Source organism: Stenotrophomonas sp. GL_101, from assembly GCF_057835675.1.
This window is the reverse complement of the sequence record NZ_CM174432.1, coordinates 3,360,615-3,384,543: the sequence shown is the minus strand read 5'-3', so window position 1 is coordinate 3,384,543 and position 23,929 is coordinate 3,360,615. Positions and strand designations below refer to the sequence as shown.

The 23,929-nt window shown below is 68.0% G+C and carries 18 protein-coding genes and 1 tRNA gene; 10 read left to right on the top strand and 9 right to left on the bottom strand.

What is annotated here, in order from left to right; translation table 11 throughout:
• Positions 1 to 2: 2 nt before the first annotated feature.
• From rsfS to AC3IR9_RS14985, 3 genes are all read left to right on the top strand, one after another.
• Entirely contained in the window at positions 3 to 443 is a 441-nt protein-coding gene (rsfS, locus tag AC3IR9_RS14995; RefSeq protein WP_489291647.1) for a ribosome silencing factor, read from the top strand.
• Between the two features lie 148 nt (positions 444 to 591).
• On the top strand, positions 592 to 1,062 hold the full coding sequence (rlmH, locus tag AC3IR9_RS14990) for a 23S rRNA (pseudouridine(1915)-N(3))-methyltransferase RlmH (protein WP_489291645.1): 471 nt from the start codon (positions 592 to 594) through the stop codon (positions 1,060 to 1,062).
• Positions 1,063 to 1,119: 57 nt separating this feature from the next.
• A tRNA-Asn gene (locus AC3IR9_RS14985) sits at positions 1,120 to 1,196 on the top strand.
• A 440-nt stretch (positions 1,197 to 1,636) separates the two neighbouring features.
• Here AC3IR9_RS14985 and AC3IR9_RS14980 read toward each other — a convergent pair.
• The 3 genes from AC3IR9_RS14980 to AC3IR9_RS14970 form a co-directional block, all read right to left on the bottom strand.
• Positions 1,637 to 4,462 carry a TonB-dependent receptor gene (locus tag AC3IR9_RS14980; RefSeq protein ID WP_489291643.1) on the bottom strand — a complete coding sequence of 942 codons (2,826 nt, stop codon included), beginning with the start codon at positions 4,460 to 4,462 and terminating at the stop codon, positions 1,637 to 1,639.
• Positions 4,463 to 4,652: 190 nt separating this feature from the next.
• Positions 4,653 to 5,312, bottom strand: a complete 660-nt coding sequence (locus tag AC3IR9_RS14975; RefSeq protein ID WP_489291641.1) for an energy transducer TonB — start codon at positions 5,310 to 5,312, stop codon at positions 4,653 to 4,655.
• 247 nt (positions 5,313 to 5,559) lie between these two features.
• On the bottom strand, positions 5,560 to 6,294 hold the full coding sequence (locus AC3IR9_RS14970; protein WP_489291639.1) for an SIMPL domain-containing protein: 735 nt from the start codon (positions 6,292 to 6,294) through the stop codon (positions 5,560 to 5,562).
• A gap of 130 nt (positions 6,295 to 6,424) precedes the next feature.
• On the opposite strand from AC3IR9_RS14970, the gene AC3IR9_RS14965 reads away from it, so the two are divergent.
• The 4 genes from AC3IR9_RS14965 to tldD are packed head-to-tail and all read left to right on the top strand — an operon-like array spanning position 6,425 to position 13,908.
• Positions 6,425 to 7,006 carry a Maf-like protein gene (locus AC3IR9_RS14965; RefSeq protein WP_489291637.1) on the top strand — a complete coding sequence of 194 codons (582 nt, stop codon included), beginning with the start codon at positions 6,425 to 6,427 and terminating at the stop codon, positions 7,004 to 7,006.
• Positions 6,999 to 8,486 (top strand): ribonuclease G, encoded by a 1,488-nt coding sequence (gene rng, locus AC3IR9_RS14960; RefSeq protein WP_489291635.1) that lies wholly within the window; start codon positions 6,999 to 7,001, stop codon positions 8,484 to 8,486. Before AC3IR9_RS14965 ends, rng begins: the two co-directional genes overlap by 8 nt.
• A 45-nt stretch (positions 8,487 to 8,531) precedes the next feature.
• The gene (locus tag AC3IR9_RS14955) at positions 8,532 to 12,410 is read left to right on the top strand and encodes a YhdP family protein (protein WP_489291633.1); all 3,879 of its coding nucleotides are present in this window, start codon (positions 8,532 to 8,534) and stop codon (positions 12,408 to 12,410) included.
• 52 nt (positions 12,411 to 12,462) lie between these two features.
• Complete coding sequence (gene tldD / locus AC3IR9_RS14950; protein ID WP_489291631.1) at positions 12,463 to 13,908, top strand: metalloprotease TldD; 1,446 nt, start codon at positions 12,463 to 12,465, stop codon at positions 13,906 to 13,908.
• An 80-nt stretch (positions 13,909 to 13,988) separates the two neighbouring features.
• On the opposite strand, the gene yjgA is transcribed toward tldD, so the two are convergent.
• The gene (gene yjgA / locus AC3IR9_RS14945) at positions 13,989 to 14,591 is read right to left on the bottom strand and encodes a ribosome biogenesis factor YjgA (protein WP_489291629.1); all 603 of its coding nucleotides are present in this window, start codon (positions 14,589 to 14,591) and stop codon (positions 13,989 to 13,991) included.
• Positions 14,592 to 14,660: 69 nt separating this feature from the next.
• Here yjgA and pmbA point away from each other — a divergent pair, with 69 nt between their 5' ends.
• Both pmbA and AC3IR9_RS14935 read left to right on the top strand, forming a co-directional pair.
• Complete coding sequence (gene pmbA, locus AC3IR9_RS14940; protein WP_489291627.1) at positions 14,661 to 16,028, top strand: metalloprotease PmbA; 1,368 nt, start codon at positions 14,661 to 14,663, stop codon at positions 16,026 to 16,028.
• Positions 16,029 to 16,110: 82 nt separating this feature from the next.
• On the top strand, positions 16,111 to 16,488 hold the full coding sequence (locus AC3IR9_RS14935; protein ID WP_489291625.1) for a DUF4870 domain-containing protein: 378 nt from the start codon (positions 16,111 to 16,113) through the stop codon (positions 16,486 to 16,488).
• Positions 16,489 to 17,319: 831 nt separating this feature from the next.
• On the opposite strand, the gene AC3IR9_RS14930 is transcribed toward AC3IR9_RS14935, so the two are convergent.
• The 5 genes from AC3IR9_RS14930 to AC3IR9_RS14910 form a co-directional block, all read right to left on the bottom strand.
• Complete coding sequence (locus AC3IR9_RS14930; protein ID WP_489291623.1) at positions 17,320 to 18,198, bottom strand: polyprenyl synthetase family protein; 879 nt, start codon at positions 18,196 to 18,198, stop codon at positions 17,320 to 17,322.
• Positions 18,188 to 18,448, bottom strand: a complete 261-nt coding sequence (locus AC3IR9_RS14925; RefSeq protein WP_489291621.1) for an exodeoxyribonuclease VII small subunit — start codon at positions 18,446 to 18,448, stop codon at positions 18,188 to 18,190. The genes AC3IR9_RS14930 and AC3IR9_RS14925 overlap by 11 nt, the downstream gene beginning before the upstream one ends.
• Positions 18,449 to 18,484: 36 nt before the next feature.
• Positions 18,485 to 19,771: a tRNA lysidine(34) synthetase TilS gene (gene tilS / locus AC3IR9_RS14920; RefSeq protein ID WP_489295849.1), complete on the bottom strand. Its 1,287-nt coding sequence runs from the start codon at positions 19,769 to 19,771 to the stop codon at positions 18,485 to 18,487.
• A gap of 67 nt (positions 19,772 to 19,838) precedes the next feature.
• Entirely contained in the window at positions 19,839 to 20,414 is a 576-nt protein-coding gene (locus AC3IR9_RS14915; RefSeq protein ID WP_489291619.1) for a WG repeat-containing protein, read from the bottom strand.
• Positions 20,414 to 22,123, bottom strand: a complete 1,710-nt coding sequence (locus AC3IR9_RS14910; RefSeq protein WP_489291617.1) for an alkaline phosphatase — start codon at positions 22,121 to 22,123, stop codon at positions 20,414 to 20,416. Before AC3IR9_RS14910 ends, AC3IR9_RS14915 begins: the two co-directional genes overlap by 1 nt.
• Before the next feature lie 149 nt (positions 22,124 to 22,272).
• Here AC3IR9_RS14910 and AC3IR9_RS14905 point away from each other — a divergent pair, with 149 nt between their 5' ends.
• On the top strand, positions 22,273 to 23,601 hold the full coding sequence (locus AC3IR9_RS14905) for a dicarboxylate/amino acid:cation symporter (RefSeq protein WP_489291615.1): 1,329 nt from the start codon (positions 22,273 to 22,275) through the stop codon (positions 23,599 to 23,601).
• Positions 23,602 to 23,929: the final 328 nt, after the last annotated feature.

The following is a 23,929-nucleotide window of genomic DNA, read 5'->3' as shown; positions in this document are numbered from 1 at the left end:
CTTTGAGCAACCAAGCCCAGCCCCAGACCATCAAGGTCCAGATACCGAACCCGGCCCCCTCCGTGCAGCAGCTGCTGGAGTGCGTGCGCAAGGCCACCGAAGAACTGAAGGCCAAGGATCTCGTCGAAATCGATGTGATCGGCAAGTCCAGCGTCGCCGATTACATGGTGATCGCCTCGGGCACCTCCAGCCGCCATGTGAAGTCGATCGCCGATGAAGTGGTGAAGTTCGCCAAGGCCCTGGGCATGATGCCGCTGGGCGTTGAAGGCGAGCGCGAAGCGGAATGGGTGCTGGTCGACCTGGGTGACGTGGTGGTGCATGTGATGCTGCCGCGCGTGCGCGAGTTCTATGCGCTGGAACGCCTGTGGACCGTCGGCGACCAGCCGCCGGGCCTGGACGAGGTGGGCGCTGACGACAGCGACGACGACTACCGCGCGCGCTGACCCCGCCTGCGGGGTGCCGGACGGCCGAAGGGCCGGTCCTGGGTGCTGCGAGGGAAGCACGCTGTAGCACGCGTGTGGTCTACAACGGCGCCCGATGGCGCCGTTGCCGTTTGTGGGCATCGGTGCCGATGCCGGAAAGGAGCACGACATGAAAGCCAGGTTGATCGCCACCGGTGAGCGCGCCCCGTCGTGGGTGGCGCAGGGGTTTGCCGAGTACCAGAAACGGCTCTCGCACTGGTTGCCGTTCGAGCTGGTGGAGATCGAGCCGGGACTGCGTGGCAAGGGCCGCGATGCGCGGCGCGCGACCGATGACGAGGGCAAGCGGGTAATCGCCGCACTGCCCAAGAATGCGTACGTGGTGGCACTGGACGTACCGGGCCGGCAGCTCAGCTCGGCGCAGTTGGCGCAGCGGCTGGAGCACTGGCGTGGGCAGGGCAGGGACCTGGCCTTCCTGATTGGTGGGCCCGAAGGTCATTCGGAAGACGTGTCGGCGCTGGCCGACGAGAAGTGGTCGATCGGTCCGTTGACGTTGCCGCACATGCTGGTACGCCTGGTGGTGGCCGAGCAGCTGTACCGGGCGGCCGCGATGCTGGCCAACCATCCGTACCATCGCGCCTGAAATTGTTGCGGGGAAACGGGTTACATCGCGCAAAAAACGGGCTACAATGCGCACCCCGCCCGAATAGCTCAGCCGGTTAGAGCACTTGACTGTTAATCAGGGGGTCGTTGGTTCGAGTCCAACTTCGGGCGCCAAGTTTTAGAAGCCTCACAGCGATGTGAGGCTTTTTTTTTGGATCTTTTCCCCTGTGAGGGGATTGGTTCACCCACCGGGCGACTGCAGCTTGCGGGGGCTTCGCTTGGCTATGGCGCTAGCGTCCGGGGCCGCCAAGCGGCTCGGCTTGCGGAACGCAATTGCACACTTCGATGTTTGTCGTGGGCCGCCGGCATTCCCGACACGCGGGCACCGATGCCCTTGCGGAGGTAGGTCACCCCCGTTGGTGGTGACGCTGGTCGCCGCCCAGCGCTCGACCCATCTGTCGCGTGTCCCCTGCGTGGCCAGATGCAGGAACCCAAACGCGCCTTGGTGCTTTTCCCACAGAGGGGAGAAGAACCTTTTTTGTCCGTGCGTTGGCGAGCCACCAACAAAAAGCCCGGGCAATGCCCGGGCTCTTCGTTCCCCAAGAGCGTTTACATCAGTTGAAGGTGTACTTGGCCCCCACGGTGAAGTAACGGCCGATCGCGCCGCTGAAGTGCAGCGGGTTGTAGTTCACGCCACCGTAGGTGGTCGGATCCAGCGGGGCGATGCGATCAAACGCGTTCTGCATCGAGGCGTTCAGCTCGAAGGCTTCGGTGATGTTCCAACGGCCGGAGAGGTCGAAGGTGGTGAACGAGGAGATCTTGGTGACGTCGGTACCGTCGGCGTAGGAGAACTGGTACGAGCCATCCGGGCCACGGAAGTCGGTGTTGTCCATCTTGGAGATGTAGTTGGCGACGCCGCTGACACTCCACGAACCCTGCTTCCAGGTGGTGCCGAAGTTGATGCGGTCCTTCGGGGTGCCGATGCAGTTGGTGACGTCGCAGTTGCCGTGGGTACCGGCGTAGTCCACGGTCACGTCAGCATCGGTGCGCTCGAACTTGAGCACATGGCTCCACTGCAGGTCCATCTCCAACTGGCCCGGACCGATATCGAAGGTCTGGCGGATGTCGGTATCGATACCGCGTACCCGCGTCGCGGCTGCGTTGATGTAGGCCGTGTTGACGGCCAGGATGCTGCCGGTGCCGGCGACGCCGTTGATCAGGTCGATGTCACGCAGCACGTTGCCCGCGGCGATCGCGTCGGCGGTAGAGCCCTGGGCGATTTCGTTGGTGCGCTTGATCTGCCACGCATCGACGGTCAGCGAGGTGCTGGAGGTGGGCTGCAGCACGATACCGAACGAGTAGCTCTTGGATTCCTCCGGCTTCAGGTCCTTGTTCGGGCGGGTGATGATCGCCACCGGACGCGACGAGCAGTTGGTGCCGAGATCGGCGGGCGGGCTGGCGGCGCAACGCACCGGATCGCGAGCATTGGAGAAGGCGGCCAGGCCACCGTCGCCGTTTTCGGCCGGGTTCGGGGCGCGGAAGCCTTCGGCGTAGCTGCCTCGGACCGCGATCCAGTCGGCCGGGGTCCACTTCACGCCCAGCTTGGGCGTGGCCTTGCCTTCACCGCTTTCATATTTGTCGTAGCGGACCGCGCCGGACAGTTCCAACTGCTCCAGCACCGGCGCGGACAGCTCGACGTAGCCGGCGTACACGTTCTGGGTGCCGTCGTAGGCCGAATAGCCCAGGCCGATGATGTCGCCCTGGTCGGTGTAGGTCTGCGGGGTCAGGCTGTTGCTGGTCTTGCGCCATTCCGTACCCAGGGCCAGGCCGAGCGGGCCGCCCTTGAGGTCCATCAGGCTGCGCGACACGGTGAAGTCGAACATGTCCAGGCTGGACTTGGCTCGTGCGCTGATGGTCGGGGAGATGTAGTCGTACAGCGCCTGCGAGTTCAGCCCGGCGTTGTCACCGATGCGCCACACACCACCCGCGCAGGCCGGGTCGCCCAGCGCGCATTGCACGGCGCTGTAGCGCAGGAAGCCGGTGCGCTTGTTGATCAGGTCGGTACCCGAATGCAGGTAGGCGGTGTCGTAGCTCCAGTCGCCCCAGTTGCCCTTGACGCCCACCAGGAAGCGATTGAACTCGTTGGTGTTGTTGGTCACGCGCGGGCCGACGTCCCAGGCCGAGTAACGCAGGCGCGAGGCCTGGCCCTGGATCGGATTGTCCGGATGGGTCGGGCTGAGCACCACTGCACCGGGGCCGCTGCTGGCGTTGCGCGGGCCTTCCGGGTAGCCCCAGCTGCCGGACACGCCGGACGGCGTGTTGCTGAAGGTGGTTTCCTTCTTGGAGTAGCCGATTTCGGTGTAGAGCTCGCCGCCTTCGCCAAAGGCGAAGCTGGCCCGGCCGAACACGTTGACGTACTTCTCTTCCGGGGTCAGGTCACGGTACTGCTGGTTCGGGTCCCACAGGCAGCCATTCTGGGCGATCGAAGCATCGGTCTGGCCCGGGATGGAGGTCAGGCCCTGGCAGCCCGGCAGCGGCACCAGGAAGGCGGGGGTGGTGGCCGTTACGGCACGGTCGTCGAATACCGAGCCGTTCGGACCGGCACCGCCGCTGGTACGGCCATTGAGGTAGGCCCCACCAAGGAACTGCGCGTTGTTGCCATAGCCCCACGGGCGGATGTCGCCGGTGCCGATCCACTTGCGGTTCTTGCGGTCGCTGATCTTGATCGCGTCGGTCTTGCCCACGTCCAGGCTGAAGAAGGCATTCCAGCCATCGGTGGCCAGGTCGCCGGTACCGGCAGTCAGGGTGGCCTTCCTGGCGTTGCCGTCACCGTCACCGGAGGTGCCGTAGGAGCCGCGCAGGATGGCGCCGTTGAAGTCGCTGCGCAGGATGATGTTGACCACGCCGGCGATGGCATCGGAACCGTAGATCGCCGAGGCGCCGTCCTTGAGCACTTCGATGCGCTCAACCGCGTCAAGCGGGATGGTGCTCAGGTCGGTGAAGACCTTCTGGCCGTCATCGGCCAGGCCGTAGGTCGCCATGCGGCGGCCGTTCAACAGGACCAGCGTGGAGCCGGCACCCAGGCCGCGCAGCGAGATGCCCGCACCGCCGCCGGCGAAGCCATTGCCGAAGGTCTTGGGGATCGAGCCGGAACCGTCGGCGGTGAGCGTCTGCAGGTACTCGGCCACCGTGGTCTTGCCGGTGCGGTCGATTTCCTGGCGCGTCACTACCTGGACGGGCGAAGGGGTTTCGGTATTGGTACGGGGGATGTTCGACCCGGTGACCGTGATCCGGTCGAGGTTGGTAGCCTGCTCCTGGGCGAATGCAGAAGAGGATGCCAGCGCCCCGGCGAGCAGCAGGGTGCCGCCGGCGAGTACGGTGGAAATGGACTGGGCGAGGCTATTGCGGCTGCTGTTGAGCCGTTGAATCGGGTGTTTCACAGCTTCTCTCCTGACTGGGAAAACCTACAATGACGAAGGGCCGGCACGAAATCGGTGACGACGGCGACAATCTAGGTTTCCAACAGGTGACGAAGTCGTGAAAAATTGCTTAATTCGGGTCGCCGCGGGTCGCCGATGATCGGGCGGGGAGCCGTGGCCGGCTCCCCGGGTCGATTGCGTTGTGGCCGGGCTATTCCGGCAGCGAGAAGCTGACCGGCACCAGCCCGTCGGCCGGGACTACCTGGCCGTCGACCTTGGCCGGCACGAAGCGCCAGTGGCGCAGCACCTGTTGGCGGGCGGCCGCGTCCAGGGTGCGCGAACCGCTGCTGCGTTCGATCACCACGCTGGAGGCTTTACCGTCCGCTTCCACCCGCACCCGCAGCAGGACGGTGCCCTGCTCATGGTTGCGCAGCGCGGCGATGGGGTAGGCCGGCGGCGGCGCGCTGCGGTACTGCAGCTGCACGCCTTCACCGGCGCCTGCCGGGGTGGGAACGGCCACTTCCAGGCCCGGCACCGGGGTGTCGCTGGCCGGCAGCACGGTCGCCGCCAGGGTGTCCTCGGTGGTGGCGGTGGGCAGCGGCAAGGGCGGCGCGACGTGCTGCACAGTGGCGACCGGTCGGGCCGGCTGCACCGGTTTCATCTGCTCGATGGGTCGGGGCGGTTCGGGTGGCTTGGGCGGATCGACTACCCAGCGGGCGGTCATGCGTTCGGCCTTGGCCGGGGCGCCGACATAGGCAGCGGGAATCAGCAGCAGCATCAGTGCCAGGAGGTGCACCGCCAATGCGGTGCTCCAGCCGAGCACGCGGGAAACGTCGAGTTGCAGGGGGACTACCGGATGCGTACGGACCATGCGCCACTCTCCTTGTCAGATGTGCAGGAACATCAACGTGCCAGCGCGGCCGACGGGGTTGCAGGAGGCTGAAAGGCGGGGCCGCGCAATGACAGCAATACCGGAGCGGGGCGCGGCCCGGAAGTCAGGGGCGGCAGGGGTAGTTGGCTGGCGCTCAGAATGGGCGGCCGGACATGACGACGGCGCCCGCAGGCGCCGTCACCACAAATCCGTAGAGCGGACCGTGGGTCCGCTGCCGCCGGGGCGGTTACCGGCCCAGGTCGAACACCACTTCCAGGTTGACCGACACCGAGGACTCGCCCGGCGATACCGGCGTGGAAGCATCGGCGGCCATCCCGGCGGACTTGGCCATCATCATCACCGGACGGAAGTTGCCACCGCCGCTCTCGGAGATGCTGACGATGCGGCGCACGCGCAGGCCCAGCGACTTGGCGTAGGTCTCGGCGCGGGTCTGGGCTTTCTTCAGCGCGGCGATGCGGGCTTCGTCATAGACCGGCTCGGGCTGGTCGATCTCGAACTGCGGCCCGTTGATCTGGTTGGCGCCCTGGGCGGCCAGGGCATCGAGCACCTTGCCCAGCTTGGCGATGTCGCGCACCTTCAGGCTGACCGTGTTGCTGGCCTGGTAGCCGGTGATCTTCGGTGCTTCGTTGTCGGCATAGCGATACTGCGGGCTCAGGTTGACGCCGCTGGTCTGCACGTCACGCTCGGCGATGCCGGCGGCCTTGATCGCGGCCAGTACCTTGACCATCTGCTCGGCGTTCTGGCGCATGGCGGTGTTGCCGTCCACGGCCTGGGTGACCACGCCGGCCGACAAGGTGGCTACGTCGGGCACGCGTTTGGCTTCGGCATTGGCCGAAATGTTGAGCAGGGTGCCGTCGGCCGGTACGGCGATGGCGGGCTGGGACTGGGCATGGGCGGTCATCGAGGTTCCCAGGGCAAGGGACAGGGCGAGCAGCAGCGGGGACAGGGATGGGCGGCGCATGTACATCTCCTTGTGAAGGCGTTGAGGTTGGTGTCGGGGCGATGAACGTCCCGTGAGCTTTTGCGGGGTCGATCACGATTGGATGTGGTTGCTCGCGATTCAGACAGTGGCCGCAGGTTATGCTTCCGCGATGCTTTATCTTGCCTCCCGCTCCCCCCGACGCACTCAATTGCTGACCCGCCTGGATCGACCGTTCCAGGCGCTGGACCTTGAGGTGCCCGAAGTCCGTGCCGCCAACGAAGCCGCCCTGGATTACGTCCAGCGGGTTGCCGCCGACAAGGCGCGGGCCGGGCTGGCGCTGGTCCAGGACGATGCCGGGGCGGTGGTGATCGGCTCGGATACCGAAGTGGTGCTGGACGGCCGGGTGTTCGGCAAACCGGCCGACGCGCAGGATGCCGCTGCGATGTTGCGCGCCCTGTCCGGGCGCACCCACCAGGTGATGACCGCCGTGGCGGTGGCCGCCCGCGGTCGCCAGGCCGGCGTGCTGGTGGTCTCGGAGGTCAGTTTCATCGACATCGACGCGCACGCGATCGCAGCCTACGTGGCCAGCGGCGAGCCGATGGGCAAGGCCGGCGCGTACGCCATCCAGGGCGGTGCCGAACGTTACATCCGCCACCTGGCGGGAAGCTATTCGGGTGTGATGGGTTTGCCCCTGCAACAGACCGAGCAGTTGCTGCGGACGTTTGAACTGAAGGGAGTCGCCCATGTCTGAAGAAATCCTGGTCAATGTCACCCCGCGCGAAACCCGCGTGGCCGTCATCGAGAACGGCATGCTGCAGGAACTGCACATCGAACGTGGCTGGCGCCGCGGGGTGGTGGGCAACATCTACAAGGGCAAGGTGCAGCGGGTGATGCCGGGCATGCAGGCGGCTTTTGTCGAGGTCGGGCTGGAGCGCGCGGCGTTCCTGCACGCCAACGATGTGATCCGCCCGGCCCCGGTGGCCAGTGCCGATACCGAGGGCACCACGCTGCCGCCCCCCTCCTCGGTGCCGATCGTGGAACTGCTGCGCGACGGCCAGGACATCGTTGTGCAGGTGGTCAAGGACCCGATCGGGACCAAGGGCGCGCGCCTGACCACCCAGATCAGCATTCCCTCGCGCTACATGGTGCTGCTGCCGCAGTCCAAGGTGGTCGGCGTGTCGGCGCGGATCGAGGACGAGACCGAGCGTGCCCGCCTGAAGTCGCTGGTGACCGAACTGTCGGCCCAGCACGGGGGCTACGGTTACATCGTGCGCACCAACGCCGAAGGCCAGCCGGCCGAGGCCATCGCCGAGGACGTGGCCTACCTGTCGCGGGTCTGGAACGTGGTCGAGCGCCGTGGCCGCGATGCCGCCCCGCTCAGCGTGATCTATGAAGACCTGAGCCTGCCGCTGCGCTCGGTGCGCGACCTGATCCGCAAGGACGTGGACAAGGTCAAGGTGGACTCCAAGGAAACCTTCACCCAGTTGCAGGCGTTCGTGGCCAAGTACATGCCGGTGCTGGCCGAAAAAATCGAGCTGTACAGCGGCGACCGCCCGATCTTCGACATGTTCGGGGTCGAGGACGAGATCGGCCGCGCGCTGGAGAAGCAGGTCCCGCTCAAGTCCGGCGGTTACCTGGTGATCGACCAGACCGAGGCGATGACCACCATCGATGTGAACACCGGCTCGTTCCTGGGCCAGCGCAACCTCGAAGAGACGGTGTTCCGCACCAACCTGGAGGCGGCGCAGGCGGTGGCGCGGCAGTTGCGGCTGCGCAACCTGGGCGGGATCATCATCATCGATTTCATCGACATGACCGACGCCGAGCATCGCCGCCAGGTGCTGCGCACGCTGGAAAAGGCGCTGGCGCGCGACCACGCCAAGACCACCGTCTACGATTTCTCGCCGCTGGGGCTGGTTGAAATGACCCGCAAGCGCACCGTGGAAAGCCTGGAACGGCAGCTTTCCGAGCCGTGCCCGGAATGCAGCGGGCGCGGTTCGATCAAGACCGCCGAGACGGTCACCTACGAAATCTTCCGTGAGATCACCCGCGCGGTGCGCCAGTTCGATGCGGCACGCCTGCTGGTGATCGCCTCGTCCAAGGTGGTGGCGCGGATCACCGATGAGGAATCGGCGGCGGTGGCCGAGCTGGAGGAATTCCTGGGCAAGTCGATCCGCTTCCAGGCGGACGAGCAGTACCTGCAGGAGCAGTTCGATGTCGTACTGCTTTGACCTTCGCCCGCTGGCGCGCCAGCGCGCCGGCACCGTCGCGTTGCGATGAGCACGCCACTGCGACTGCGACTGCGAAGGATTCGCCGCCATGTTGTGTATGCCATGGCGATCGTACTGGTCTGTGTGGCGGTGCTGGTGGGCACCGTCAGCCAAGTGTTGCCATTGGTCGAGCGCCATCCTGAGAAGGTGGCCGCCTGGCTGAGCGCGCGTGCCGGGCAGCCGGTGCGCTTCGATCACCTGCAGACCACCTGGACCCGGCGCGGCCCGTTGCTGGAACTGACCGGCCTGCGCATCGGCGAAGGCCAGGGCATCGCCATCGGCGAGGCCGAGGTGCTGGTGTCGATGTATGCCGGCCTGTTGCCCGGGCACTCGCTCACCGAGCTGCGCCTGCGTGGCCTGGCGCTGGTGCTGCAGCGTGCCGATGACGGCCGCTGGTCGGTGCGTGGGCTGCCCCAGGGCGGCGCCGGTGATCCGTTGGAGGCGTTGCGCCGGTTGGGCGAACTGCAGGTGATCGGCGGCCGCTTGCGGGTGGAAGCACCGTCGCTGGGCCTGCACGCCGAGCTGCCGCGCATCGACCTGCGCCTGCGCGTGAACGGTGAGCGCCTGCGCGTGGGCGCGCGGGCGTGGGCCGATGCCGATGGCCTGCCGCTGACGGCGGTACTGGATTTTGATCGCCGGCGCGGTGATGGCCAGGCCTGGTTGTCGGCCGACCCGGCCGACTTCCGCGCCTGGTCCCCGCTGTTGCAGTTCGGCGGGGTATCGCTGCAGCAGGGCACCGGCGAGCTCAATGCGTGGGTGGACCTGCGCGATAACCGTGCGGTCATGGTCACCGCCGACGCCGACCTGCAGGACCTGCAGTTGCGCGGCGCGCCGCTGGCCGCGGGCAAGCGGCCGCAGTTGCAGTTGGATACCCTGCAGCTGCGCGCGCGCTGGCGCTGGATCGAAGGCGGCTGGCGCGCCGATGCGCCGCGCCTGCGCATCGGCATGGCCGGCGACAGCGAGGTGCAGCGCCTGGATGGCCTGCTGCTGGCCGGCGGCCAGCACATGGCTCTGGCCGGCGACAACATCGACGCCACCGCGCTGTTGCGCGGGCTGGCCCTGAGCGACCGGATCGAGCCTGGCCTGCGCGAGTGGTTGCAGCAGGCCGCGCCACGTGCGCGCATGACCCAGGTGCGGATCGCCGCCGAACGCGGCGGCCCGGTGTCCATCGAGGGCGAACTGGCCGAGGTCGGTTTCGCGCCGGCAGGCCATGCGCCGGGCCTGAGCGGCGTGGGGGGGCATGTCAGTGGCGATGCCAACGGCTTCCAGCTGCAGCTGCAACCCACCCGGGTGATGCACTTCGACTGGCCCAGCGGGTTTGGGCAGCGTCATGACGTGCGCCTGGCCGGGCAACTGGTGGGCTGGCGCGACGAAGCCGGTGGCTGGCGTTTCGGCACCCCGGCGCTGCGCGTGCAGGGTACCGACTACGCGGCTGACGTACGCGGCAGCGTCTGGTTCCAGGGCGACGGCAGCCGCCCGTGGCTGCAGCTGGCGGCGGATATCGACGACGTACCGATGACCGCGGCCAAGCGTTTCTGGATCCACTCCAAAATGAGCAAGGGCGCCACCGACTGGCTGGATGCCGCGCTGGTTTCCGGCCAGGTGCGCGGCGGCATCGGCCTGGTCAGTGGTGACCTGGACGACTGGCCGTTCGACCGCAACAACGGCCGCTTCGAGGCCACCGGCCATATCAGCAACGGCACCATCCGCTTCCAGCACGATTGGCCGGCGATGGGCAAGGTGGATGCCGACATCGCCTTCATCGGTCCGGGCTTCGCGCTGCAGGGGCGTGGCGACCTGGCCGGGGTGGCGGTGAACCATTTCGACGCCGGCATCGTCGATTTCGGCCAGACCCCGCTGTACGTGAAGGCCACCACCCGCGCCGAGGCTGGCGCGCTGCTGGCGATGCTCAAGCAGAGCCCCCTGCGCGCGACCTATGCCGACACCCTGGACAATCTCACCGCCAAGGGCCCGACGGCGGTCAGCTTCGACCTGTTGCAGCCAATGCACCCCGACCAGGGCGGCGGCCACCTGCAGGGCACGGTGGACCTGGACGGGGTGGCATTGACGGAGAAACGTTTCGACCTGGCCTTCGACGCCATGCGCGGCCCGGCCCGTTACAGTCGCGACGGATTCGGCGCGGAGGGCCTGGCGGTGCGCCACCTGGGCCAGGACGGGCTGCTCAGCCTGCGCGCGGGCGGGTATGTGCGCGACCCGAGGCAGGGGTTCGAATCGGAACTGAGTGCGGCGCTGGACGCCGGCCAGCTGCTTGACCGCGCGCCTGAACTGAACTGGCTCAAGCCCTACATCCAGGGCACCTCGCGCTGGACGATCGGGGTGACCCTGCCCAAGGTGGCGGCCGGCGCGAAGACCGAAGCGCCGACCCTGCTGACCCTGCACTCGGACCTGGTCGGCACCCGCCTGGACCTGCCCGCGCCGCTGGACAAGGCGGCGGCCGTGCCGCTGGCAACCACGGTCAACGCGCAGCTGCCGATGGGCAGCGGCCGCGTGGACGTGGCCTTCGGCCAACGCCTGGCCCTGGCCGCGCGGACCCACAACAACCAGACCGGCGTGCAGGTGACGCTGGGCAGCGACCGCGTGGACCGCGAACCGCCGGCCAGCGGCCTGGTGGTCAACGGCCGTAGTGGCTCGCTCGATGCACTGGAATGGATCGGCCTGGCGCGTTCGCCCGATGGCGGCGACGACAAGGACCCGATGCCCTTGCGCCAGGTGGACGTGCAGGTGGGCCAGCTGCTGTTGGCCGGCGGCGTGTTCGCGCAGACCCGGTTGCAGCTGCGGCCCGGCCCCACCGCCGTTGACGTGCGCCTGGACGGCCCGTCGCTGGCCGGAACGCTGAGCGTGCCCAACGCCGAGGGCGGCACCATCGTGGGCAAGCTCAGCCGCGTGCATTGGCAGTCGCTGCCGACCCCGGCCAAGGTCCCCGCCGACGGCAGCCTGATCGCCCTGCCCAGCGAGGCCACGCTGCCGGCCCGGGTGCAGGCCAGCGCCACCGATACCAACCCGGCGAAGATCCCACCGCTGGCGCTGGACGTTGACGACCTGCAGTTCGGCAAGGCCAAGCTCGGCCAGGCGACGCTGCGGACGCGCCCGTTCGGCAACGGCCTGAGCGTGGACCAGCTGCAGTTCCGCACGCCCAAGCAGGCCATCGACATCCAGGGCCGCTGGTTGGGCATGGGCGAGGCCGCGCGTACCCAGGTCACGGTCCAGGTGAACAGCGAAGACCTGGGGGGATTGATGCAGAACCTCGACTACGGTGGCCAGCTGCGCGGCGGCCAGGGCCAGTTGCGGCTGGAGGCGGGCTGGCAGGGCGGCCCCTCGGACTTCCAGCTGGGCGCCCTCCAGGGCCAGATGCAGGTGCATGCCCGCAATGGCCAGCTGCTGGAGCTGGAGCCGGGCGCCGGGCGGGTGCTGGGCCTGCTCAGCGTGACCCAGCTGCCGCGACGGCTGATGTTCGACTTCCGCGACTTCTTCTCCAAGGGCTTTGCCTTCAACCAGGTGGAGGGCACGCTGGACTTCGCCAACGGCATGGCCACCACCGACAAGGTGCTGATCGAAGGGCCGGCGGCGAACATCCGTATCCGCGGGCAGACCGACCTGCGCCGGCAGCAGTTCGACCAGACCATCGACGTCAACCCGCGCGCGGGCAACCTGCTGACCGTGGTCGGCGCGGTCGCTGGCGGCCCGGTCGGCGCGGCGGTGGGTGCGGCCGCCAACGCGGTGCTGGGCAAGCCGCTGGGCGAAATCGGCGCCAAGACCTACCGCGTTACCGGGCCGTGGGCCGAACCCAAGGTTGAAGTGATTGACCGTGACGACGCACCGCCCCCGCGCGCGGCACCGGCCACAGTGCCGCCGCCGGTGCGCTGACCCCCTTCCACGCAAGGGTTGCGAACGCAGCCTGCGCCCTCAGATAGATGCCATGACCGATAACGCTCTCCGCCTTGCCAACGAACGCCTGCTCCTGCCCGCCGGATTGGATGCCGGCCGCCTCGAACGTACCTTCGGCACCCTGTTGGGGCCGGGCATCGATTTTGGCGATCTGTATTTCCAGCATGCCCGGCGCGAAAGCTGGAGCGTGGAAGACGGCATCGTCAAGGACGGTGCCCATTCGATCGAGCAGGGCGTGGGTGTCCGCGCGATCGCCGGTGAGAAGACCGGCTTTGCCTACTCCGATGACATCCACAGCGATGCGCTGCTGGCTGCGGCACAGTCGGCCCGTGCGATCTCGCGTGATGGCGGGGCGCAGCAGGCGCGGTCACTGGTCAGTGGCGGCGGGCGCGCGCTGTACCCGGCGCTGGACCCGATCGACAGCATCGGCAACGAAGCCAAGGTCGAGGTGCTCAAGCGCCTGGACCGTTACCTGCGCGTGGCCGACCCGCGCGTGCAGCAGGTGATGGTCAGCCTGTCCGGCGGCGTGGACACGGTGCTGATCGCGCGCAGCGACGGCGTGCTGGCCGCCGACATCCGCCCGCTGGTGCGCTTGAACGTGCAGGTGATCGTCGAGCAGCAGGGGCGCCGCGAGGCCGGTTATGCCGGCGGCGGTGGCCGTTACAGCTATGCCGAACTGTTCGCCGACGATCGCCCCGAGCGCTTCGCCCGCGAAGCGCTGCGCCAGGCGCTGGTCAACCTGGAGGCGATTCCGGCCCCGGCCGGGGTGATGACCGTGGTGCTCGGCCCGGGCTGGCCGGGCGTGTTGCTGCACGAGGCGGTGGGCCACGGCCTGGAAGGCGATTTCAACCGCAAGGGCACCAGCGTCTACGCCGGTCGCGTCGGTGAGCGCGTGGCCGCGCCGGGCGTGACCATCGTCGATGACGGCACCCTGGACGGGCGTCGCGGCTCGCTCAACATCGATGACGAAGGCCACCCGACCCAGTGCACCACGCTGATCGAGGACGGCATCCTGGTCGGCTACATGCAGGATTCGCTCAACGCCCGCCTGATGGGCGTGGCCCCGACCGGCAACGGCCGCCGCGAGTCGTTCGCGCACATGACCATGCCGCGCATGACCAACACCTACATGCGCGCCGGCCAGCACGACCCCGAAGAAATGATCCGGTCGGTGAAGAAGGGCCTGTATGCGGTCAACTTCGGCGGCGGCCAGGTCGACATCACCAGTGGCAAGTACGTGTTCTCGGCCACCGAGGCCTACCTGATCGAAGACGGCAAGGTGACCGCGCCGGTGAAGGGCGCCACCCTGATCGGCAACGGCCCGGAAACCATGCAGAAGGTGCGCATGATCGGCAACGACCTGGCCCTGGATGAGGGCGTGGGCATCTGCGGCAAGGATGGGCAGAGCGTGCCGGTGGGCGTGGGCCAGCCGTCGCTGTTGATCGACGGCATCACCGTGGGCGGCACCCAGGCCTGAGCCCGGCGATGCGCGCGCTTACCGTGTTCGGCGATGTGCGGGCCAGCCACCGGCTGGCACCGCTGCGTGGGCAGCCCCGCTCAGTCCTGGGCGTCGCCGTCGCTGTCGCTGTCCTCGGCCACGTCGCTGTCCGGCTCGGCGTCAGCGCCGTCCAGGCCCAGCGCGCCCGGCAGCATCAGCACGCGCAGCACCTGGTAGATCTCGCGGAAGGCGCGCGGCGGTTTGTTTTTGGCTTTCTCGGCCAGCGCATTGCGAACCAGCGTGCGCAGCTGCTGGCGGTCGGCCTGCGGGTATTCGTCCAGCAGCGTGGCCAGGGCCTTGTCGCCGTCCTTGAGCAGGCGCCCGCGCCAGTCTTCCACCCGGTGCAGCATGGCCACTTCGCGGCGGCCGGTGTCACTGCTGGCATCCAGCGCGTCGCGGATCGCATCCAGGGTGGCGTCGTCTTCGCGGCGCATGTGCTTGGCCAGGAACGCCAGCTGGCGCTTGTGGGCGATATGGGCGGTGATCCGCTTGGCCTCGGCGATATGCGGCAGCAGGTCTTCGGGCACCGGCACCCGGGCCAGCTGCGCGGCGGTCAGTCCCACCAGCTTCTCGCCCAGGGCCAGCACGTCCAGTGCGTCCCGGCGGTTCTGGCTACGGCTGATGTCTAGGAATTCACCGGTATCTTCGTCGCGTCCGCGCATCGTCTTATTTCCACATCCGTAAACTGTGCCCCGCGTTGCGCCAGGCACTCACCTGTACAGGATAAAGCATTGAACGTGATCTCCCCTGAAGTCTCCCCGGCCGACGACAGCCTGCAGCGCCTGGAGCAGCTGGCCGATATTTCCCAACGCCTGCTGGAGCGGGCCCGGGCCATGGGCGCCAGCCAGGCCGAGGTCAGCTGCAGCGACGAGCGCGGGCTGGATGTGAACGTGCGCCTGGGCGAGGTCGAAACGGTGGAATCGACCCGCGACCGTGGCATCGCGGTGACCGTCTACTTCGGCCAGCGCAAGGGCAGCGCCAGCACCGCCGACCTGCAGGACACCAGCCTGGAGTCGACCGTGGCCCAGGCCTGCGCGATCGCCCGGCATACCGAGGACGACGCGGCGGCCGGCCTGGCCGATCCGGACCTGATGGCCCAGCACTTCCCCGACCTGGACGGCTGGCACCCCTGGGCGCTGGGCGCCGACCAGGCGCTGGACCTGGCGCTGGCCTGCGAAGCGGCCGGGCGACAGGCCGATCGGCGGATCAGCAATACCGATGGCGCCTCGGCGGCGACCGCGCAAAGCCTGTCGGTGTATGCCAACTCGCACGGTTTCATCGGCCGCGAGCGCAGCAGCCACCATTCGATCGGCTGTGCACTGATTGCCGGGCAGGGCGATGGCATGCAGCGCGACGGCTGGTACAGCAGCGCGCTGGCCCGTGAAGACCTGGAATCGCCCGAGGCGATCGGCCGCCGCGCCGCCGAGCGCACCGTCGCCCGGCTGCAGCCGCGCTCGATGGCCACCGCGCAGATGCCGGTGCTGTATTCACCGGAAGTGGCGCGCTCGCTGATCGGCAGCCTGCTCGGCGCGGTCTCCGGGGGCGCGTTGTACCGGCGCGCCAGCTTCCTGCTTGACAGTGTCGGCACGCGCCTGTTCCCCGACTGGTTCCAGATCGATGAACTGCCGTTGCTGCGCCGCGGGCTGCGCTCGTCGGCCTTCGATGGCGATGGCGTGGCCACCCGCAATGCCGCGCTGATCACCGATGGCGTGTTGCAGCGCTACATCCTGGGCAGCTACTCGGCGCGCAAGCTGGGCCTGGTCACCACCGGCAATGCCGGCGGCGTGCACAACCTCAAGGTCGCTGCCAACGCCGGCGACCTGGCCTCGATCGCACGCCAGATGGGCGAGGGCCTGCTGGTCACCGAACTGATGGGCCAGGGGGTCAACGGCGTCACCGGCGACTACTCGCGCGGGGCGGGCGGCTTCCGCGTGGAAAACGGCGAAATCAGCTACCCGGTGGACGGCATCACCATCGCCGGCAACCTCAAGGACATGTTCGCCAGCATCGAGGCGGTGGGCAGCGATGTGGACCACCGGTCGCACGTGCAGGTAGGGTCGATCCTGGTCGGCCGGATGACCGTTGCGGGCAACGATTGACGTATTCTATGGGCGCTGCCCTTGGCAGGCGGGGAGCCTGCCGCGCACCACCCACAGATACCTATCGAACAAGGAGTTCCACGTGAGCGATTTCGAGAACGTCACCGCCCCGCCGCCGGCACCGGCAGGCGAAGCCCCGGCCGACCAGCGCACCATGGCGCTGGTGGCGCACCTGCTGGGTATCTTCACCGGCTTCATCGGTGCCCTGATCATCTGGCTGGTGAACAAGGACGACACCAACAAGCCCTTCGTCAACGACCAGGCCAAGGAAGCACTGAACTTCCAGATCACCGTGGCAATCGCCTACATCATCTCGAGCATCCTGGTAGTCGTGCTGATCGGCACGCTGATGCTGGCGGCCGTGTGGGTGGCCAACCTGGTGCTGTGCATCCTGGCCGGCATGAAGGCCAACAACGGCGAAGCCTACCGCTACCCGTTCACCCTGCGCCTGATCAAGTAATCCGCGCAGCGTGTGGCAAACAGAAGCGCCCGGGATTCCCGGGCGTTTTTTTTTGTCCATCGCGCATTTCCGGCAAAGGCAGCAGACAGATCAGCGCCACCACCAACGGTGGTGACCCACGGCCGCAGATCCACGCCATGCGCGGATACAGTCGTTCGCGTCCCGCAAGCCGAGCCCCTTGGCGGCCTGCAGGCCCTTGGCAAAATAAAGGAGGAGGCCGTCGCCGCAGGCGGCGGCCGGGGGACATTTGCGAAAGGGCCTGCAGGTCGCCAAGGGGCCCGGACGCTCGCGCGATGTACGGGCGAAGACACCGCAGCAATCACGCACCAAGATCCCCCGGCGGAGCGCCGAGCTTCTGGTTTGCCGCAACGCCCCGGGTGATGGTGGGATCAGCGTCACCACCAACGGTGGTGACCTACCGGGGTATCGGTCCCGGCGTGTCGAGAATGCCGACGGCCGCAGATCCACGCCATGCGCGGATACCGCCGTTCGCGTACCGCAAGCCGAGCCCCTTGGCGGCCTGCAGGCCCTTGGCAAAATAAAGGAGGAGGCCGTCGCCGCAGGCGGCGGTCGGGGGACATTTGCGAAAGGGCCTGCAGGTCGCCAAGGGGCCCGGACGCTCGCGCGATGTACGGGCGAAGACACCGCAGCAACCACGCACCAAGAACCCCCGGCAGAGCGCCGAGGCTCCTGGTTTGCCGCAACGCCCCGGGTGATGGTGGGATCAGCGTCACCACCAACGGTGGTGACCTACAGCGCAAGGCGTCGGTGCCTGCGTGTCGAGAATGCAGGCGGCCGCAGATCCACCCGCAAGGGCTGCCGACAGGCGCGTCAGTGATTCCGTTCCACCGCCAACCGCCCCAACGCACGCAACGCATCGGCGCGCTCGTCGTAGCCGGCCAGGCTGTCGTGCATGCGCTGGCGGAGCGCGGCCAGTGCTGCCTTGGCGCCGTCCATGCCGAGCAGCGCAGGGAAGGTCGACTTGGCTTGTGCCGCGTCTTTGCCCGCGGTCTTGCCCAGTTGCTCGGAACTTGCTTCGACATCGAGGATGTCATCGCGCACCTGGAACGCCAGGCCCAGCGCATCGGCGAAATCGTCCAGCTGCAGCAGCTCATGCTGCGGCGCCTCCCCGCACAACGCACCCATGCGCACCGCCGCGCGGATCAGCGCGCCGGTCTTCAGCGCATGCATGCGCTGCAGCGATTCAAGCGGTTGCGCATGGCCGGTGGCATCGATGTCCAGCGCCTGGCCACCGCACATGCCGGCTGCGCCCGAGGCCTGGGTCAGCGCCTGCAGGCAATGCACCCGCAGCAGTGCGGGCAGCGCCGCATCGGCCAGCAGGCCGAACGCACGGGTCTGCAGCGCATCGCCGGCAAGGATCGCAGTGGCTTCGTCGAAGGCGATATGGGTGGTGGGCCGGCCGCGACGCAAGGCATCGTCGTCCATCGCCGGCAGGTCGTCGTGCACCAGCGAATAGGCGTGGATCAGTTCCACCGCCATCGCCGGTGCATCCAGAGCGTGCTCATCGGCACCGAACACCTGGCCGCTGGCGTAGACCAGCAGCGGACGCATGCGCTTGCCACCCCCGAGCACCGCATACCGCATCGCCTGGTGCAGACGCTGCGGGGCATGATCGGGGGAGGGCAGGCTGGCGTCGAGCTGGCTTTCGATGCGATCGCGCCACCGCGCGAACGTCACCTCAACCGTCATGGCTGGGCGGGTCGAAGGGTTCGGCAGTGTCGGGGCGGGCCGGGTCGCTGAGCAGGCGCACGCGCAGTTCGGCCTGTTCCAGTGCCTGCTGGCATTGGCGATACAGACCGACGCCGCGCTCGTAGGCACTGAGCGATTGTTCCAGGCTCAGGTCACCGGCTTCCATCTTCTCCACCAGCTGTTCCAGTTCTTCCAGCGACTGCTCGAAGTGGGCGACCGGGGAGGTTTCGTTGGGGGACTTCTTGGGCATGCGGCAAGTGTGATGCGCCAATCCGGCGGGGTCAATTCACGCGATGCCCGGCGTCCAGCGCAGGCGTGCGCCGTGTTCATCCAACCAGTGCTGCAGGGGCGCGGCAATGACCCGGTCGCCGGCCGCCATCAACACCGCGTCATCGAACAGCAATGGCAACTGGCGGCGCTGCCAAGGCGGCAGGTCGCCCTGCTGCAGCAGGTCCTTGAGCGCATGGGAGTGGGTGCGCCCGGGCAACCGGATGCGCTCGCCGCCGCGTCGTGCGCGGATCTGCAGCGGCGTTTGGAAGCGCTGGACGCCCAGCAGTTCCAGCTGGCCGCCATCGGGCAGGGCCAGCGCAGCACGGCCATCCCAATGCACGCTCCAGTGCGGTGGCAACGCCAGGGTGGCCGACAGCAGGTGCAGCTCGCCGCGCCAGCGCCGGATCCGCGCGCCCTGCCAGGCGAACTGCGCATCGGCGTCATGCGCGGCGGGCAGCAGCTCGCGTTCGATCGCCTCCACGCCGGCGGCAGGCAAGGGCGGCAGGCCGCAGTTGCGTACCCATTGGCGCAGCAGCCGCGCACGCCGTTCGGGCGGCTGCCGCAGTACGCGCAGGCTGTCCAGCACGCCTGGCGCCAGCGTGCAGCGCCGCAGCGCGGCTTCATCGCCGCTGTCCAGCAGCACCTGCGCCTGCGCGCACAGCGCGGCACTGCGCGCGAACGCCGCATCGGCATGCGGCCAGCGTTGCTGCAGCAACGGCAACACGTGCAGGCGCAGGAAGTTGCGGTCGGCCGTGTCGCTGGCGTTGCTGGGGTCGTCGATCCAGTGCAGGCCGTGGGCCAGCGCGTAGTCGCGCAAGGTGGCGCGTGGTACCTGCAACAGCGGCCGCCATACGCTGCCGCTGGCGAAACCGGCCTGCGCTTTGATCGCGGCCAGTCCGTCCACCCCGGAGCCGCGCAGCGCACGCAGCAGGAAGGTCTCGGCCTGGTCATCGCGATGGTGGGCCAGCGCCAGCTGTTCCCCCGGCTGCAGGGCGCGGGCAAAGGCATCGCGACGCGCATTGCGGGCCGCCGCTTCCAGGCCCTGGCCGCTGTCGCGGGCGACATCGACATGGATCACCTGCAGCGGGATCCGCCATGCCGCGCAGCGCGCCTGGCAGTGGTCGGCCCAGGCATTGGCATCCTGTTGCAGGCCATGGTGTACGTGAATGGCCCGCAGCCCGGCCGCACGTTGCGCCGCCGACTGCGCCAGCCAGTGCAGCAGCACGGTGGAATCGTGCCCACCACTGAAACCGACCAGGGTCGGTGCGGGCGATGCGGGGACAGCAGGCAGGGAGGTGGACATCGGGGTGGGCAGCTCGGTCAGGCGGGCAGTATCAAGGCTGGCGACGCCGACGGCCATGCGCGCAGGCTCATGGGCCTGCCGGATCGGGCACGCGCTGGCCGCGGCGGTCGATATGGAACCACTCGCCGCCTTGCATGGGCGTGTGCCCGTGGTTGTCGGGCGTGCCACGGTGGCAGCCATTGCAGACCTGGGCGATGCCATCGGAGAACGGCCAGGCAAAATCAAACGTGGCGGGGAACGCGGCGGCCAGATCGGGCGTGAAGTAGCCGACGCGATCGCCGACGCGGCCGCGCAGCAGGCCTTCTTCGAGATAATCCGGACCGTTGTCCCAGGTGATCACCGCCTGGGTGCGGCCCTGGCCGGTGACGTAGTGGAAGCTGTCGCCGACATACAGCGTCGCCAATCCATGCGTGTCGTAGTCCAGGCGCCGCAGCAGCGCAGCGTCCAGTTGCGGCCTGCCATCCACCACGGTGCAGCCGGGCAGTGCCTGCAGGCCGTCTTCCTCGGTCAGCTGCTGGCAGGCCGGGCCGGCGGCCTGTGCACTGGCGGCAGCCACCAGGCCGAAGCACAGGCTGGCCCGCAGCAGCGGCCGGGGCCGCGCACTGCGGCCCCGGTAACCCACGCCCGGGAGCGTGGCAGCCATCAGGGGGTGTCGGCCTTGCGCTCGAACGCGGTCGGCTTGGGCAGGTCGACCGGCACGCCCTTGGCATCGCAGGTACCGGCCTCGCACAGGCGCTGGCGCAGGCGCGGGGTGGCCTGGACGATCATGTGGTAGATCGCGTTCTGCTCCATGGTGCCGCGGATGGCCTTGCTGCCGGGGCCGCTCGCCCAGATGCCGACGTCTTCGCCGCCGTGGGTTTCGCTCTTGGTCGGTACCAAAGCTTCCTGCATGTAATCGGGATGCTCGGTGTCGACGTGGCTCAGGTCGGGGCGGCCGTTGGCGGCCTCGAAACTGCTCGGGTTGTGCGGATAGGTCTTGGGGCCGGCCGGCTGCTGGTTGCTGACGCCGGTGTAGCCGGGGCCGTTGGCGTAGCTGAGGGTGGTGTAGGGCAGGCCGAGGCCGTCGCGGGCCACGTCCAGCGCACCGGCACCGTCTTCGCCGCCCTTGTCCTTGACCTTGCCCAGGATCGGGTTGCCACGCGCCGGGTAGCCGACGAAGTTCAGGGTGTGCGAATGGTCGGCGGTGACGATGATCAGGGTGTCCTGGTCGGACGTTGCCTCCACCGCGGCACGCACGGCATCGGACAGGGCCACGGTATCGCTCAGGGCGCGGTAGGCATTGCCGCTGTGGTTGGCGTGGTCGATGCGGGCGCCCTCGACCATCAGCACGTAACCTTCCTTCTGCCGGGACAGGGTGGTGATGGCCGCCTTGGTCAACTCGGCCAGGCTGGGCTCGCCGGCCGGGTCGTCCTTGCGCTCGATTTCATAGCGCATGTGGTCCGGCTCGAACAGGCCGAGGATGGCCGGGGCGTTGGCGGCCGCCTGCAGCTGCTTGGCGTTCCAGACATAGGCGCCCTGCGGGTGGGCCTGCTGCCATTCGCTGACCAGGCTGCGCCCGTCCAGGCGCTGGCCGACCTTGTCGTCGTATTCGGGGTCGCGTTCTTCGACGGTGGTGAATTCACCACGGCCGCCGCCCAGGGCGACCAGCGGGCCGCGCCCGAAACGGGCGGTGGACAACAGCTGCTGGGCGATGTCCTTGCAGCCGGCCGCCCTGGCTGCTTCGGGCAGGTCGGTGTCGTTTTCCCAGTTGCGCTCGGGCGAGTGCGCGTAGGTGGCGGCCGGGGTGGCGTGGGTGAGGCGGGCGGTGGAGACGATGCCGGTGGCCATGTGGGCGCTGTCGGCCAGCTGCAGCCAGGTCAGCAGGCCCTTGTCGAGGCTGTCGGCACACTCGTTGCGGCTGCCGGCGCTGACCCCGATGGCCCCCATGTGGGTTTTCACGCCGGTGGTGATGGCGGTCATGGTGCCGGCCGAGTCGGGGGTCTGCGAGTCGGTGTTGTAGGTCTTGCTGAATGCGGTGGCCGGGAAACGTTCCCAGGACAACAGGTTCTCTTCGCCGGGGTTGCCGTTGCGCTGGCCTTCGAAGATCCGCGCGGCGGCGACGGTGGTGAGGCTCATGCCGTCACCGAGGAACAGGATCACGTTCTTGGCGGTACCGTCCATGGCGCCACTGCCGGCGGCGCGGGCGGCGCCGCTGCGGTACCACCACTGGGGCGTTTCGCCGGCCGGGTGGGCCACGGGGGGAACGTCGACCGCAACCGCGCCGGGGGCGCTGGAAACCGGGCCGGTGCTGGCGCAGGCGCCGAGCAGCAGGGTGCTGGCGATGGCCGCCATGAGGGACGTGGAACGGGACATGGACGCGCGTATCTCACATGTGAAACGGGCATTCATTATGCAGAATGCCGCAAGGCACGCCGATGACACGCTGATTTTCCGTGTGCGCCTCGTCCCGCGGGCCGGGTTGGGCTAAGGTGGCGAGCTGTCAAATCCTCTCTGGAATGCTCATGAAGCTGGTCTCTGCGTGGTTGCGGATTCCTTTCTGGCAACGCGTACTCGGTGGCTTCGTGCTCGGCGCGCTGGCCGGCTGGCTGCTCGGTCCGGCCGCGGAAACCTGGTTCGGCCCGCTGGGTGACCTGTATGTCACGTTGATCAAGATGATCGCGGTGCCGCTGGTGTTCTTCGCGGTGATCAACGCGATCTCCTCGCTGCATGGGCAGAAGTCGGTGGCCGCGTTGGGCGGGCGGACGTTCCTGTGGTTCATCATCACCGCCGCGCTGGCGGTGTGCGTGGGCTTGGCGGTGGGGACGATCATGCAGCCGGGCACGGGCAACCTGAGCCTGAGCATGGACCACGGCTATACGCCGCGGGAAGTGCCGAGCGTGATCAAGGTGCTGATGGATGTAGTGCCGTCAAACGTGTTCTACGCGCTCACCGGCATCGGCACCAAGCTCAATGCGGCGGGCGAGACGGTGCTGGCGCCGGGGCGTGGCTCGATCCTGCCGGTAATCTTCTTCGCCGGCCTGCTGGGCTTTGCGATGGTGAAGCTGGGCGACAAGGTGGCCGAGGCGCGCAAGCTGACCGGGCAGCTGAGCGACATCATGATCCAGGTGACGCGCTTCGTGCTGGAGATCACGCCGCTGGGCACGTTCGGGCTGATCGCGGGGCTGGTGGGCAGTTACGGTTTCGAGAAGCTGCTGCCGTTGGGCAATTTCGTGCTGGCGCTGTATGTGGCGTGTGCGCTGCACATCGTGTTCGTCTACGGCAGTCTGTTGTTGGTGCACGGGTTGAATCCGTTGAAGTTCTTCCGGGGCGCGGCGCCGGGCATGCAGGTGGCATTCGTGAGTTCGTCGAGCTTTGCGGCGATGCCGGCGGCGATGCGCTCGATCACGCACAACCTGGGCGTGAACAAGGACTATGCGTCGTTCGCGGTGCCGCTGGGGGCGAGCATCAAGATGGACGGGTGCGGGGCGATCTATCCGGCGTTGTGCGCGGTGTTCATTGCGCAGTACACGGGGGTGCCGTTGACGCCGGAGCAGTACATCGTGGTGTTGATCGCCTCGGTGCTGGGCAGTTTCGGGACGGCCGGCGTGCCCGGCACGGCGGTGGTGATGGCCACGGTGGTGTTGAGTGCGGCCAATCTACCGCTGGAGACGATCGGTTATCTATATGCGATCGACCGGATCCTGGACATGATGCGCACGATGACGAACGTGACCGGGCAGATGCTGGTGCCGGTGCTGGTGGCCAAGGAAACCGGGTTGCTGGATCGCGAGGTCTACGACAACCCCTCCACCAATCTGGGGGTGGATGAGGGTGAGGAAAAGGCGCACTGAGTGATTGCGTGCTGCGGCGTTGTTAGGCATAGGCCCGCATCAGCGGGGCTGTCTGCAACGGCGTGGATCTCCCTGCCGTCGCCCGGGTTGCCGGCCTGTAGAGACGATCCGCCGCGCTCTGCTCTGGGCGTACCCGTGCCCACCTGACCACGCACTGTAAACACCGTATCAAGCGGTGTAACAGCGGTGATACACCCGCGCGGGGCCCAGCAACGCCAAGCCCGCAGCCCCGGTGAGGTGCGTGTTCAGCAGGGGTTTTTCCCAACGAATCTGTAACAACCTTGTTGCGGCCGTCCACCGCGTGGCGCGCTAAAGCCCGGAAATCCGG

What these genes read in the sequence shown, in the direction of transcription:
- rlmH (WP_489291645.1), top strand. Translation starts at nt 592, where the DNA reads ATGAAAGCCAGGTTGATCGCCACCGGTGAGCGCGCCCCGTCGTGGGTG.
- AC3IR9_RS14975 (WP_489291641.1), bottom strand. Translation starts at nt 5,312, where the DNA reads ATGGTCCGTACGCATCCGGTAGTCCCCCTGCAACTCGACGTTTCCCGC.
- AC3IR9_RS14970 (WP_489291639.1), bottom strand. Translation starts at nt 6,294, where the DNA reads ATGCGCCGCCCATCCCTGTCCCCGCTGCTGCTCGCCCTGTCCCTTGCC.
- AC3IR9_RS14965 (WP_489291637.1), top strand. Translation starts at nt 6,425, where the DNA reads ATGCTTTATCTTGCCTCCCGCTCCCCCCGACGCACTCAATTGCTGACC.
- rng (WP_489291635.1), top strand. Translation starts at nt 6,999, where the DNA reads ATGTCTGAAGAAATCCTGGTCAATGTCACCCCGCGCGAAACCCGCGTG.
- AC3IR9_RS14955 (WP_489291633.1), top strand. Translation starts at nt 8,532, where the DNA reads ATGAGCACGCCACTGCGACTGCGACTGCGAAGGATTCGCCGCCATGTT.
- tldD (WP_489291631.1), top strand. Translation starts at nt 12,463, where the DNA reads ATGACCGATAACGCTCTCCGCCTTGCCAACGAACGCCTGCTCCTGCCC.
- yjgA (WP_489291629.1), bottom strand. Translation starts at nt 14,591, where the DNA reads ATGCGCGGACGCGACGAAGATACCGGTGAATTCCTAGACATCAGCCGT.
- AC3IR9_RS14930 (WP_489291623.1), bottom strand. Translation starts at nt 18,198, where the DNA reads ATGACGGTTGAGGTGACGTTCGCGCGGTGGCGCGATCGCATCGAAAGC.
- AC3IR9_RS14925 (WP_489291621.1), bottom strand. Translation starts at nt 18,448, where the DNA reads ATGCCCAAGAAGTCCCCCAACGAAACCTCCCCGGTCGCCCACTTCGAG.
- tilS (WP_489295849.1), bottom strand. Translation starts at nt 19,771, where the DNA reads ATGTCCACCTCCCTGCCTGCTGTCCCCGCATCGCCCGCACCGACCCTG.
- AC3IR9_RS14915 (WP_489291619.1), bottom strand. Translation starts at nt 20,414, where the DNA reads ATGGCTGCCACGCTCCCGGGCGTGGGTTACCGGGGCCGCAGTGCGCGG.
- AC3IR9_RS14910 (WP_489291617.1), bottom strand. Translation starts at nt 22,123, where the DNA reads ATGTCCCGTTCCACGTCCCTCATGGCGGCCATCGCCAGCACCCTGCTG.
- AC3IR9_RS14905 (WP_489291615.1), top strand. Translation starts at nt 22,273, where the DNA reads ATGAAGCTGGTCTCTGCGTGGTTGCGGATTCCTTTCTGGCAACGCGTA.